Genomic DNA, 13153 nt, shown 5'->3' with positions numbered 1-13153 from the left:
TTCGCATATAAATTTTCAAGGTTAACAACGCAATGCCTAGCCCGGTAATCTCTCACATTATAGGGACTATAGCCGTACTTCAGGCCGTAGTTGTAATGCTAGCCGTTTTCAGCTTCGTCAGCTTCGTATTCAACATGAGAACGCAAAACCTGATGCTTGGAGAGGTCGCTGAGAGCGCTGCCAGAGAGGTTGTAGAGCTCATCTCCGTTTACACTCTCGGCGGAAACTCTACCAGTTACATGTTCCTCTCCCTGCCAGACACTCTTGGAGGACAGCCCTACATGCTAACAATCGGTGAGAGCTCACAGAACGTACTAAACATTACTGCAAGGCTGCAGATTTACAGTCAGGTTCGGGTGGTCGTTACGCCCAACTTTGGAAGAAACCCTGTTCATGCAGTGAGAGGTACGAGAATCATAGGAGCACTCAAAATCTCCGATAGCCTTTACATGCCTCTACCCCCGGGGTTTAAACCCGTTGTAGTCGCGTTTAGAGATGGCGACTCCATTCTAGTAGGCTTCTCGTCTGTCCGAGTTCCTCCGTAGAAACCATTCATGAAGCGGGGTTATTGAACGTAAAGATATTAATATGGAATAGCGGGTGTTATACTGAAGCTTTATGGAGGCTACCCTGGAGTACCTCGCGGTTGGTCTCCTGATAATCGTACTTGTGACCGTATCCTATCATATGGTCGAGGCAGCAACATCTACCCTAGCAACAACCTACGAGGAGCAACTTTACACTATAGCCGAGAGAACCATGGACAAGATTGTCTTGACGCCCGGCTACCCCGAGGACTGGGGTACAAACATAAACGTCACCCCAGACACCCTGCAGGACTTCGGCCTCTCACTTTACGGGACGCGAACCCCATACACAGTGGATCCCGACAAGGTCATGAGGCTCGCAAACCTCTCAACCCTCCCCAACCCACTCCTGCTAAACACGACAAGGCTAGCCCAGCTCCTCAACCTCCAGGGCTACGGCTTCAGGCTCAGGATACGCCCCATGCTTGTCGTGAATATTACCGTATTAGACTATACACCTATAAATAATCTCAAATTCGCCTCCAAGTTCAGGGTCACAGTCAGCAACTACTACGGCCTCGGGATACCCAACGTGAACGTAACCGGCATGTACGTCATTTTGAGAGTACAGCCAGGAACCGGGAACCAGGGCGACCTAGAGCTAAAGACAATCTTCACCAAATCCAACCTCACCGACCCTCTAGGACAGTGTATCCTCAACTACACACCCGACCTTCAAGCATACTCCGCTGGTGCTAAGCTTGACAAGTGGTTCTTCGCCTTCCTCATAGTCCGCGCCGAATGGCAGGGCTTGGTGAGCATTGCCGGCTATGCCACTACAGCACAGGGCGGAGTTCCGGCCCAAGGGTATATCATTGGCAACTATGTCTTCGTGGACAAGGGGCTTAACATAACGACGGTATTAAAGAAAGGGCAGAACTCAGGTGCTGTTCTCGTAAAGGATGAGCTTCTCCAGGCGGTTCCAGAGTACCAGGAGTTACTAAACTTCACAACAGTTACCTGGTGTAGGGATGCGACTGGGGCATTCAGGAGTAACGATCCACTCTGCAACAATGCCGGCAAAGTTCTGCCCAGTGCTCAAAAATGGTACCTTATAGGTTACATTAATTACGTTGAGCCACTGTCCAGCCACATCTTCGTGTTTGCACAGTTCAGGGGCAACCCCGTGGCTATCGTGATAAGCCGGCTACCCAACATCGACATAGCATACGGCGGCACAGGGGCTGTTCCCGCGAACTCGGTGTCCCTGAGGCGCATGTGCACACTATACAACTACCCGTATATAGTAGAGCTGACGATATGGAGGCGTGTTGAGGGTTTCCCGTGATATATTTGCTGAGAAAACTTTCAAGAGGCAAGCGTGAAAAAGGACAGGTTAGGATAATAGAGGCGATACTCGCAACATTCATGGTTGTCTCTGTGATAATGCTTGTCATGGCCTTTACCCGGCCTTTAAAAAGTGTTTATGTTAGAGAGACGGCGGATCTAAGGCGTCTTGCCTACAACCTCCTAAACACCCTGGCGGACAACATGGTATTTGAGAAAACAATCTCATCGATGCCTCAAGGCTCGCCACAGGCAGGCAACGAGTGTACGCTGTATAACCTGGGCTTCACGGCTACCGCTAGCCTACCGCCAGGCTTGTTGTTCAAAATGGATGTCTATAAGGTAGAGTTTAACTTGACTACGGGAAGCTCTACACTCAAATGGATAGGCTGTGCCTCTAATTACGACTGGAAGAACATAAGACTAGTAGAATCGGAACCGATAATATATACATATGTCTGTACAGGCGATCCTGACAGCGTCAGGGGGACAACGCTTCTTATACACCTCGTCATCGGTTATTCAGGGTGACATGCATGACTAAACGTAGAGCCCAGATGGTGGTCGCTGCGGTTCTCATAATTGGTCTACTGGTGATGTCCATCCTCGTAACCGTATACGAGGCCCACACGCTTTTCCTAACTACTAGAAGCCCAGTGGTACGGGAGACGGTAGGCGCTATAACAGCCGACTTTAAAAGAGCTATCGCGGCCATGCTAGCCTTAGCCACAAGGGCTTACTTTAACTACTCTGAGTTCACAGATTTCACTGACAGGTTTGGAGGCTTCGGCGTGTCCGCGTATAACAGACACAACTTTACGGTGGCGAGGATAGCCGCCAAAACCTACCTCGAGTACTGGAGGCAGTCCATAATGAAGGCGTACGGCGAGTACGGTGCCCAAGTATCCTACCAACTCTTAGAGCTGAACCTGTCCCAGGAACTAGGGAGACCCAGGAGTGTAAATAACCTTATGAAGGGCTACTGGTACCTCCCGGTCTCTGGGAGCTATGCGTACGCCAAGCTCAAGCTGAACCTAACGGCGCTAGGATTCTACAACTGGGAGAGCGATGTATTTGTCGGGCTGACCGTGACGGTATACAGGAATCCCGTCAGCGTCACGGCCTCCAACGTCACGATAATATTAAATGTCCGTCAAGACGGGGACCTCGACTATTCAAGAAACCCGCCGAGCGTCCGTGGCGCTCCCTACGGTAGGCTCATCACAAGCGGATGGGTCCGCATCTACTACCCAGAGAAGGACGCCCAAGGCAGGTACACAGGCGCCTGGAGGCAGGCGAGAATCAAGGACATAACCTACGGAGGCATGGGCAACTATTCGATAACATTCGAGCCAGCAGTAGATGTTCTGACTGACCCGCTAACGAAGGAGCAGTACGTGCCAATCATGGTTGTTGTCTCGGACGAGAGAGGAATAATCGTGGAAGCCTCCACCTACAAGTATATAGTCTTCTCGATACAGAGGAACACCCCTGATACGCTTGTCTACTACGACTCTTCAGGGCAAAAGCAGACGCTCAACAGGCCGAGCGATATAAGTAACGAGGTCTACACGCTCGAGATGAGTAGCAACCTGTCCTTCTACTGGCTGAACACTAAGCTGCAAATAGACCCAAATCTAAAGCTGCCCCCATTCCCATATATTCCCATCAAACAGATAAGGGTCAACACCACCCTCAGAGGGACGAATGATGTTCTAAACGAGAGGCCTATCCAATACGAGAACTGGACCACCACCATATGGAGGCTAGCAAACATTCCTGTTAACCTGCCGGTAGGACTTTCCGACCCCCAGATGGACTTCGTAAGGGGAGACAAGTACAACACGAGGCTTGTCTTCCAGGTGAAATTCCCGTCAACTTCCATCAAGCAGCAGCTGGTAGCACTCTGGTGGAAAGATGACCTCGACGCGCAGCCCGCAGCTTACCCTACCCAGATAACGTACATTTGGGACTCCACACATAAGGATATTATGCACCCGCTCTATGACGTCGAGCTGGTAGACTTAGAGCATCCCCAGTCTAGAGGTTACCTCGACTATGAAGGCGTCGCTGCTGCTGTGCTACGCGACCCTCAAACAGACTTTGCTTTTGGCCCCTACAACCTCCATGCTTTCGACACATACGGGTCATCTTTAGGGAGATATAGACCCTACGGGGTGTGGAAGGTCTACTATAGTTACCTTAGGTACAGCTGGATTCAAGCCCCCATCAGGATTTTTGCCTTGCTCAACACTACATTTGTCGGTAATGTTTATGCCAGCGGTGACGTTAGGAGCGACTATTACGCGACACTGAGCATACTATCAGTCGTGAACGGGACGAGGTATGTCCCAGTCCTGACCTACGTCTACTGGATGAACAACCAGGATGGCGAGGGGTACTGGTTGGCCACAGAGATGGGCAGAGGGGTTGCCGACTGGTTCCTCTACTTGACAGCGGGGCTACAAGCCATAAGCAATGTAAAGCTGCAAAACCGGACATATAATTCCCCCTTCCCCTGGAGGAGTGATCCTCCCGTCGAATGCTATCCGGATCCCGGTATCATGCTTGCTCATTGGAGCTGGAGCGGTGACCTGGGCAGAGCCCTCATACTTAACTGGAACGGTGTTCAAAAACTGTACAGCGTGGGCGGAAGTGACGCAAGGTTCTGTACAACAAAGTATGCTCCAGGGGGTACAAAGCAGGGATCCATTGAATATGTTTTCTGGCCGTCGGATGTCGAGCGCACCGTTAATAAAGGTACTTTAGTAGCGTTCTGGAACGTGATTTTCGATTTCCGCAGTAGCGGCCCCGGCTTTGGCACATATCCTGGGAGCGATGCATGGAAGAATGCCTACATTTATGCATCCATGTTTCTAGAGAACTATGCTCCCAAGGTAGGCCCGCCTCCATAGAAGCCTATAATTATTCTCTTTAGTCTTGTCAATCTTAAATGATCCCTCTCAACCACCATGCCAGCATTTTAGCAGCTTTGCCTCTATGGGAATAAATGTTTTTCTCCTCGATGCTCATCTCCGCGAAGGTCTTGTTTGACCCGAGCGGCTGGAAGATAGGGTCGAATCCGAAGCCATGTTTTCCTCTGGGCTGGAGGGTTACAGTGCCCTTTGTCTCTCCTTTAAAGGCCTTGATCTCGCCTTGAGGGGTCTTCACCGCTATTACTGAGATGAAGGTAGCGGACCTGTCAGCTACTCCCTGCATGAGCTTTAGTACCCCTTTTATTCCTATCGTCTCGTAGACATAGCTGCTGTATGGTCCTGGAAAACCGTTCAGCTCGTCTATGAAGAGTCCCGAGTCCTCGACGGCTACGGGAGCATCCTGTGGCTCTATACTCTCCACGGCTTTAAGCGCTATCTCCTCAATGTTCTTAGACTGTAGCTCTAGCTTCTTGAAAGGAGCAGCTATTACTTGTATGCTGTAAGGGGCTAGAATCATCGCGATTTCATCTATCTTGTGTTTATTCTGTGTAGCTAGGTACAACTTCACGTGTCTCGTACTCCTACTAGTAATTTAAACCTAAGGGTTTTTGATAAGGAGTAGGATTTAGAAGCGTGATTAGAAAATATAGAAAATATTATTAGAATGATAGGTCAATGTTTTCGAGGTTATGTCAGTCCCGTCTAAGCTGCCGACTCCTAGCCTGCGTGATAAGCCGACTCTTCGAGAGGCTCTATGGTGTCTAGCCAATGCAACCCCCCTCCAGTGCCCCAGGTGTGACCTGGAAGGCTTGTCCCGCATTCTTTTCCACCTTCAAGGTATACGGCGCGGGGGTTTTAGAACGGTTCCCTCAGCCGGTGCTACATATCCGCTGGAGGTGTACGTTTTTTCAAGGAATGATCTTTTACCTATAAAAAAGGGGATATACAAGTATGTCCCGGCGAAGAACGCTCTCGAGGATGTTGACGCGGAGGCAGAGTTCGAAGGGTTTGTGATAGCAGCTGTCACCGCTAGAACCACGAGCTTCTACGGTTTAAGGGGCTATAGATACGTTAGGCAGGAAATCGGGCATGCGCTACAAAATCTTTTCTTGTCGTTGATAAGCCATGGTTTTTCCTGGTCTCTAAGGTTTTTGAAGCCTAGACTAGAAGAGGAAGAGTCCCCCTCAAGAGTTGCCGGAATCGAGTTAAAGAACGTGGAAAACTATTGTAGAGGTTTCCTGGTAGAGCGCGCATTTCCCCTAGACAAAGTCATAGCCTTGAGGTCGAGCATACGCAACTATAGAAAGGAGGGCCTCTCGGAAGAACAGCTCATAACAATTCTAAGATGGTCCGTCGGCGAGGTGGTTGAGGGTGGCAGAGTCTATCCAAGTCTCTTCGGGAAGCCAAGAGTCGAGACCTATCTCTCGGTGTCTTTAGTCCGAGGCATAGATTCAGGCGTGTACTACGTGAACCCGCAGACGTTAACCCTAGAGCCTATAAAGATGGGGGATTTCTCTGAAGCTCTCTGGAGATATTCTCTCAGACAGCAAGCCCTGTTAAAGGCTCCAGTCGTGGTCATACTCTCGGGAATAGGTCCCGAAGCAGAGGTAGAGTCGGGGATCGTTTCCCAGAACATTTACCTTAATGTAACTCACGAGGGCCTAGGGACAGTTGCTGTAGGCGCGTTTGACGACGAGAAGATAGCAAGCCTAACAGGAATTGATAATCCATTGTATCTAATGCCCATCGGGAAGCCTGCTCGGGAATAGTGGAGGTAATAGAATTATATACTTCTCCATACATAACTTTAGTGTGGATTACTGGAAGCTGCCTCCAAGAGTAAAAGTTCTTGAGGCGCTGGGTTGTATTGGAGATTCGCGCATACAATTTGTAAGTGAGAGGGAGGCTAGGGTCGTAGGGTCTGACGGGAGTCGAGTGTACAGAGTAGTCTGGGATGGTGGAAGAGGTATTGCATCAAACGATAACGGCTCTGTCTACAGGGGCTATCTAGGCTATCCCTCCATAGCGTTTCTCATGCTTAAAGGTGTCTTACCGTTCGACGAGAAGCTTGCGGAAGCACTGCGTGGTATTCCGTGGCGCGAGATCAATGAAAAGTTTAAGAGCTACAGGGACACGGAGAAGTACGTCAAGGAGGTTCTCGCCGGCAAAGGTGTAAACTGGGCATACGTGGAGGCTTACGTGGTGAAAGTTTTAAGAGAGATAGAGGGATTAAAGTTGTACAAGATCCCATTGTAGCTCTTCCCATATAAACGATATGCTTTTAAGCGTAGACGTTTAAACGTCCCGGAGAGATGGTCAGAGGAGTTAGCGTCAGGGTTGAGGATGTCAGCAAGACGTATAAGGATAGAGGTACAACTACTGCTCTAAAAAGCGTAAAACTGGACATTAGGGCTGGGGAGCTCTTCAGTATTCTAGGGCCCAGCGGTTGCGGTAAGACGACTCTCTTGCGGATCATAGCCGGGCTTTTGAAACCAGATGCTGGCCGCGTGTTCTTTGACGAGTTGGACGTTACAGACAAACCTGCCTACGAGAGGCCTATCGGGATGGTTTTCCAAGACCTCGCACTCTTCCCTCATCTAACAGTTTATAAGAACGTCTCCTTCGGCCTAGAAATTGCAGGATGGCCAAAAGACAAGGCTGAGAGAAGAGTGAAAGAGGTTCTTGAGCTCGTCAGGCTACCATTCGATGTTTTTGCTCATAGAAGAATAAGCCAGCTCAGCGGTGGCCAGCAGCAGAGGGTGGCTTTAGCTCGTGCCTTGGCTAGAGATCCCAGTGTCCTCTTACTCGACGAGCCCTTCAGCCACCTGGACTATAAGATAAGAATCGAGCTTATCAGAGAGCTTAAAAGGCTTCAAAGGGAGACGGGAGTCACAATGATTTACGTGACCCACGACCAGAACGAGGCCATGATGCTCTCAGACAGGCTTGCAGTAATGTATGAGGGTGTTCTCCAACAGGTGGGGTCTCCACTAGAAGTATACACCAGGCCGGCGAACGAGTTCGTCGCCTCTTTCCTTGGCGAGGCTAACATAATCTCTGTTGAAGCCAGAGGGGGTGTAGCCGAAGTAAAAGGTGTCAAAATTGATCTCTCCCTCTTTTCACCAGAGCTTAGTGGCTACGATGGCCGCGTCCTCCTATTTTTCCGCCCTGAAGACGTGAAACTATCGGGTGATCCATCCAGGATGATTCAGCTAGAAGCTGTAGTCATCGAGAAAACTTTCCTGGGTCCCCTAACGAAAATAGTCCTTGATGGCTGGGGCGACGTTAAATTTGAAGCTTTGGCTCCAACACGTGAAAGCTGGGGGATAGAAGTGGGTGAGAGAGTCAGAATGTACCTTGAACCATCCTCGGTTAAGATCTTCACCAGGTAGCCGCAATGCGGAAAAACCCTGTTTTTCTCATAGCGATTCTACCGCTTCTCTATGTATTAACGACGTTTTATGTTCCAATAATACTGATGGCCATGGAGAGCCTTAAAGCCGGCGGAGTACAAGTTTACACGTCGGTTTTAACAAATAAAGACTTCACCTCTATAATCTTATATTCTGCAGCTATCGCTTTCATAACGACTCTGATTACACTAGTACTCGCTTTTCCAGCTGCCTACTATCTGTCCTTTGGGGTCGAAAACCCACAAACCAAGAACAAATTTCTAGTTGCATTCACTGTTCCCATGCTTATAAACTTCCTACTAAGGGCCTATGCATTAATGAATATTTTATCTCTTGTGAACCTTACGAATACCATCCAGGGAATGATAATAGGCATGGTTTACGAGTTCCTCCCATTCATGCTTTTACCAATATATTCCACTCTTGAACGCATAGAGAGGAGGTTTCTCGAGGCCGCAGAGACACTTGGTGCCAAGCCCTGGCAAGCCGTCTTAAGGATAACACTCCCATTAGCGACTCCAGGTATAGCGTCAGGTGTTATACTGGTATTCCTAATGGCGTTTACGGAGTTCGTGGTTCCTGGACTCCTGGGAGGCGTCTATGGATATACAGTCGGGTACCTTATATGGGATCTTTTCCTGAAGTATAGAAACTGGCCTGTAGGCTCCGCACTAGCCTTCATAGTCACTTTGACCTCTATTTTTGCGGTATACTTCTATACACGTTACGGTGGCGGTAATGATTAGGAAAGTTCTCAAGATATACACATATCTTCTCCTAGCATTCATATACGCGCCTCTCATCTTTGTAATAATACAGTCCTTCAACGTCTCGAAATATCCAGGAGACCTAAAAGGGTTTACACTAAGATGGTACTCAGAGCTTCTGCTTGACTCTGAAGTCCTTACAGCAGCTTTAAACGGGGCTTCCGTCGCACTCATCTCATCGATTTTATCAACGATACTAGGGGGTTTAGCAGCGTATTATTTTGCTAGGAGAAGATCATCACCACTCGTTGATAACTTCTTCTACGCCCCTATAGTCATCCCTGAGATCGTAGAATCGGTAAGTCTTCTCATGCTCTACTACTATGTTGGTGCCGAGCTGGGCTTTTGGACCGTCCTGATAGGACACACCGCATATAATGTGTCATATGCCTATGTTGCGCTCAAGCCACAGTTTAGGCTGACAGCTACCAATGTAGAAGATGCAGCGTACACGCTGGGCGCTAAGCCTTTTGATGTATTCGTTAGGGTATACTTTCCTCTTGCACTCCCAGGCATCATATCCTCGCTTCTCATTACATTCTCGATGTCCTTCGACGATTTTATAAAGACAGCTTTTACGACAGGGCCGGGCTTCAAGACTCTTCCATTGGTTATCTGGGCGCGAGCGGCGCGTGGCAGAGCTACTTCCGAGCTTAACGCGCTGGCTACAATACTCATTGCTGTATCGCTGCTGACAAGTTACATATATACAAGGCAAGTCTTTAAAGGTAAAGAAGACTAAACCCTCTTTACACTTGTACTTATCCGTTCAACAATTGCCAGTATGTTTTCGTCCACAGGATTCGTAAACAGCAGTTTAGCATCCTTTGGCGGATATACCGCTGGATTGCTTAGGATCTCATCAGGGACTAACCCCTCTAATAGGCTCTTCTTTATGGGGCTCGGATAATAAGTATAGCTGACGTTTTTGACAGCACTCTCTCTTTCAAGAATAAAGTTTATCCATTCATGGGCCAGGTCGACCTCCCTAGCACCCGTTGGAATAGTCATGAAGTCGATCCAGATGAAAGCGCCCTCTTTTGGTAGGATATAACCTACAGCTTTTTCCTCACTTTGCGCTTGCATTACGTCGCCACTCCAAGCCTGTGCAGCGTGCAAGTCGCCCTTCGCCAGTTGGGGTATATATATGCTAGCACCATAGTAGCCTGCCAGATAGTCTTTTTGTTTTCGGAGTAAATCTATTATCCTGTTCACGGCATCGTCAGACCAGTCGTCTAAGGGAATATTAAGGTAGAGCTTTGCAGCGTTCACAACTTCTAGGAACTCCTCAAGCATAGAGACTTTTCCCTTATGCCTTTGAAGGAACCCTTGAGTATCAAAGAGCTGTTCGTATCCTTCTATCTCTCCAGCATTTACAAACTTACCGTTAAAGCCGATACCTGTTGTACCCCAAGCATAAGGTATGCCGTAGTTGAGACCGGGGTCGAACTTATTGTTTAGAAAGAGGGGGTCTATGTTTGCAAGGTTTGGGATCTTAGACTTGTCGAGAGGCCTTATAAGGTTTTTCTTAACGGCTTGTGTCAAGAACTGATCTGTCAGAACTACGACATCATACCCCCCGCCACCATACTGTAGCTTCGCATAAGCCTCTTCAGCGGACTCGTACTCATCGTAGATTACCTTAACATTGTACTTGGTTTCGAACTCCTTTATTAGGTCTGGGTCTATGTATGTGCTGTAATTGTATACTCTTAAGGTCTTCTGTCCTCCCGTTGACTGTCTCTCGAAATAGTAATAGCCAAGAGCTGCTGCCGCTGCTATAATTCCAGCGCTTAGGATGAACTGTCTTCTTGTAATCTTCACGTATCACATGGGTTTAAAACCGAAAATATAAAGGTAATGCTTTAGTTCATTCTTTTTTGGGAGGAGACAAAAAGGAATATATTCCGTGTAATTATACCCTCTCTTGTGCATGGCGAAACGTTTTATCCACGTGAGGTACAGGAGCTGACTCTCGCTACCCTTGCAGTGTTTGCTGTAATTGCAGGGGAGTATCTCTATCCGTTCTATACACCGAGTTTTCTCCAATTACTCAGACTTCTAACTTTATCCTTCGTTATCTACGTACCCCATGAGCTTGCCCACAAGTTTATCGCGATGTACTTTGGTTACCCTGCAAGGTTCTCTATCGTATGGGAATTCTTTCTTTTAACCCTCATCTCTGCAATACCCGTGATCCCAATTAAATTCATAGCTCCGGGAACCGTCTACATATATACTGGGCCTTTTATAGACAAGAAGACCGACGGGATGATATCGGCTGCTGGACCCGTGACAAACATCCTACTAGGACTGGTCGGAATGATTGCTGGTGGGACATTTGCAAAAACAGTAATGAATTTTAGCGGTTGGATTGCTTTTTTCAACCTACTACCGTTTGGTCCCTTGGATGGGCGAAAAGTTTTAGCCTGGAACGCGGGTGTATGGGCGGCTCTAATGCTTGTGTCACTAGCAATGGTTATTCTCTAAGTTACTCGTATTGTAAGCAGTGAGTCAAAAAACTTATATCATACGATTACCGGCATTGACTGTGTCATCAGCTAAAGAACGCGAAGCTAAAATTCAAGCTTTGAGGCAGGTAAGAGAACAAGAGGAGGAAGCTAGAAAAAGACTCAGCCAAATAAAATACAAGTTGGTTATTCTAAGCGGAAAAGGCGGTGTGGGAAAGAGCTTTGTTACAGCCAACCTCGCCGCCGCGCTTGCAGCAAAGGGATTCCAGGTTGGTGTTCTCGACGCAGATGTGCATGGTCCCTCTATACCAAAGATGTTTGGCCTCCACGGTCAGGCGATATACGCAGGTCCAGGAGGACTGCTACCCCTCGTAGGTGTTGGAGGTGTACGCGTAGTCTCAGCGGATCTAATGCTACCCGACGAGGAAACCGCACTTATATGGCGCGGCCCCATGAAGACGGGTTTCATAAGAGAAGTTCTATCAATGGTAGCGTGGGGGCCCCTGGACTTTCTGCTTGTAGATCTCCCGCCTGGTACAGGCGACGAACCCCTAACAATAGCACAACTAATCAAAGATTTAAGCGGGGCTATAGTTGTCACCACTCCCAACGACTTGACACGTATAGTCGTAAAGAAGGCTATCACGTTTTGTAAGCAGCTAAAAGTTCCCCTGCTCGGCGTGGTTAATAATATGAGCCATTTCACGTGTCCCGTATGCGGCACTAAACACTATATATTCGGTCAAGGAGGTGCAACGAGACTAGCAGAGGAGACTGGTGTGAGAGTCTTAGCAGAAATACCCATAGATCCACGTATAGGCGAGTCCGTGGATAACGGGGTTCCCTTTGTTCTCGCCTACCCTGACACCGAGACAGCTAAAAGCCTGATGAGTCTGGCTGACAAGGTTCTGGAGGCTTTAAAAGCTGAGGCGAAGCCTAGTCAAGAAGGCTCCTCAAACTCACAATAAAGTCTCTTAAAATACTATATGCCCTACTCGACTCGCTCGAATCGACAATAAATATTATGTCCCGGTAACTTGAAACAACCTCAGTCAGGTTTATCCCTCTAACAGAAAGAGCCATTGCAACAATTGAGACAACTCCAGGCGTGACGAGGATCTCGGGAGGACCCGTTAGGATTATTGCAGATTGATTTCTAAGAAACTGTTTCACGCTTTCCCTCTTTATACCCGCATAAATTTTCTCCAGGAAATCCTCCCGTCCTATGATTGTTAAAGCACTGGTTCCCTGAACAAGCTGTAGATACCCATTACTAGAGGTTTCATTATGGATGCTTTTAATAATCGTGGATGTCTCAAGAGTATCTACCGAGAGAACCCCGAGCTTGTCAAGGAGTCTTATCTCGCTTCCCACAAGCGCTGTCGCAATTTTCCTTGCCTTTACGCCTTCCTCTAATAACTCCTTCGAGGCCCTTAACACGGCCATCTTTACGGAGATACCCGTAAGTTTGCGACCTGAAAGCTTTTCAACTTCCTCGTGTAAAAGGCGTGCTAGTGCCGAGTAATTTACAATACCTAGGCGCATAGATTCTAGGATGTATGGCCTAGTCATGAGAACCATTTTCACGTATTTTACAACAGTATCCTTAGCAGGCACGCTGGATGATGGGGAGCTTAGTTTAAAAACATTTTTAGGAAAAATTAAAAAATAAATTATTTTAAATGAATAAAA

Annotated in this window: 14 protein-coding genes; 11 read left to right on the top strand and 3 right to left on the bottom strand. The window is 48.0% G+C overall.

Features of this window, described 5'->3' with window-relative positions; genetic code table 11:
• Positions 1 to 32: 32 nt before the first annotated feature.
• The 4 genes from MA03_RS05150 (at position 33) to MA03_RS05135 (ending at position 4789) form a co-directional block, all read left to right on the top strand.
• Positions 33 to 545, top strand: coding sequence for a hypothetical protein (locus tag MA03_RS05150; RefSeq protein WP_052884246.1), 513 nt, complete (start codon positions 33 to 35; stop codon positions 543 to 545).
• Between the two features lie 73 nt (positions 546 to 618).
• Positions 619 to 1875 (top strand): hypothetical protein, encoded by a 1257-nt coding sequence (locus MA03_RS05145; RefSeq protein WP_052884245.1) that lies wholly within the window; start codon positions 619 to 621, stop codon positions 1873 to 1875.
• Positions 1872 to 2405 carry a hypothetical protein gene (locus MA03_RS05140; protein ID WP_052884244.1) on the top strand — a complete coding sequence of 178 codons (534 nt, stop codon included), beginning with the start codon at positions 1872 to 1874 and terminating at the stop codon, positions 2403 to 2405. Before MA03_RS05145 ends, MA03_RS05140 begins: the two co-directional genes overlap by 4 nt.
• Before the next feature lie 5 nt (positions 2406 to 2410).
• On the top strand, positions 2411 to 4789 hold the full coding sequence (locus MA03_RS05135; RefSeq protein WP_052884243.1) for a PX domain-containing protein: 2379 nt from the start codon (positions 2411 to 2413) through the stop codon (positions 4787 to 4789).
• A 34-nt stretch (positions 4790 to 4823) separates the two neighbouring features.
• On the opposite strand, the gene MA03_RS05130 is transcribed toward MA03_RS05135, so the two are convergent.
• Positions 4824 to 5378 carry an XTP/dITP diphosphatase gene (locus MA03_RS05130; RefSeq protein WP_052884242.1) on the bottom strand — a complete coding sequence of 185 codons (555 nt, stop codon included), beginning with the start codon at positions 5376 to 5378 and terminating at the stop codon, positions 4824 to 4826.
• A 121-nt stretch (positions 5379 to 5499) separates the two neighbouring features.
• Here MA03_RS05130 and MA03_RS05125 point away from each other — a divergent pair, with 121 nt between their 5' ends.
• Genes MA03_RS05125 through MA03_RS05105 form a run of 5 tightly spaced genes read left to right on the top strand, consistent with a single transcriptional unit; the run spans position 5500 to position 9732 of the window.
• Positions 5500 to 6579: a SagB/ThcOx family dehydrogenase gene (locus MA03_RS05125; RefSeq protein WP_191118427.1), complete on the top strand. Its 1080-nt coding sequence runs from the start codon at positions 5500 to 5502 to the stop codon at positions 6577 to 6579.
• Positions 6580 to 6622: 43 nt separating this feature from the next.
• The gene (locus tag MA03_RS05120) at positions 6623 to 7066 is read left to right on the top strand and encodes a hypothetical protein (RefSeq protein WP_052884240.1); all 444 of its coding nucleotides are present in this window, start codon (positions 6623 to 6625) and stop codon (positions 7064 to 7066) included.
• Positions 7067 to 7122: 56 nt separating this feature from the next.
• On the top strand, positions 7123 to 8202 hold the full coding sequence (locus MA03_RS05115) for an ABC transporter ATP-binding protein (protein WP_052884239.1): 1080 nt from the start codon (positions 7123 to 7125) through the stop codon (positions 8200 to 8202).
• A 5-nt stretch (positions 8203 to 8207) separates the two neighbouring features.
• Positions 8208 to 8969: an ABC transporter permease gene (locus MA03_RS05110; protein WP_052884238.1), complete on the top strand. Its 762-nt coding sequence runs from the start codon at positions 8208 to 8210 to the stop codon at positions 8967 to 8969.
• Entirely contained in the window at positions 8962 to 9732 is a 771-nt protein-coding gene (locus tag MA03_RS05105; RefSeq protein ID WP_052884237.1) for an ABC transporter permease, read from the top strand. Before MA03_RS05110 ends, MA03_RS05105 begins: the two co-directional genes overlap by 8 nt.
• Here the strand turns inward: MA03_RS05105 and MA03_RS05100 are convergent.
• Positions 9729 to 10814 carry a polyamine ABC transporter substrate-binding protein gene (locus MA03_RS05100; protein ID WP_052884236.1) on the bottom strand — a complete coding sequence of 362 codons (1086 nt, stop codon included), beginning with the start codon at positions 10812 to 10814 and terminating at the stop codon, positions 9729 to 9731. The two genes, MA03_RS05105 and MA03_RS05100, sit on opposite strands and share 4 nt — an antisense overlap.
• Positions 10815 to 10919: 105 nt before the next feature.
• Here MA03_RS05100 and MA03_RS05095 point away from each other — a divergent pair, with 105 nt between their 5' ends.
• Positions 10920 to 11480: a zinc metalloprotease gene (locus MA03_RS05095; RefSeq protein WP_052884235.1), complete on the top strand. Its 561-nt coding sequence runs from the start codon at positions 10920 to 10922 to the stop codon at positions 11478 to 11480.
• 61 nt (positions 11481 to 11541) lie between these two features.
• Complete coding sequence (locus MA03_RS05090) at positions 11542 to 12429, top strand: Mrp/NBP35 family ATP-binding protein (protein ID WP_052884234.1); 888 nt, start codon at positions 11542 to 11544, stop codon at positions 12427 to 12429.
• Here the strand turns inward: MA03_RS05090 and MA03_RS05085 are convergent.
• Entirely contained in the window at positions 12398 to 13078 is a 681-nt protein-coding gene (locus tag MA03_RS05085; RefSeq protein WP_052884233.1) for an ACT domain-containing protein, read from the bottom strand. The genes MA03_RS05090 and MA03_RS05085 overlap by 32 nt on opposite strands.
• Positions 13079 to 13153: the final 75 nt, after the last annotated feature.

Origin of the sequence: Thermofilum uzonense, from assembly GCF_000993805.1 — an archaeon.
Classification (GTDB): Archaea; Thermoproteota; Thermoprotei; order Thermofilales; family Thermofilaceae; genus Thermofilum; species Thermofilum uzonense.
Note: the sequence above shows the minus strand (reverse complement) of the source record. Positions and strands in the feature narration are given on the sequence as shown.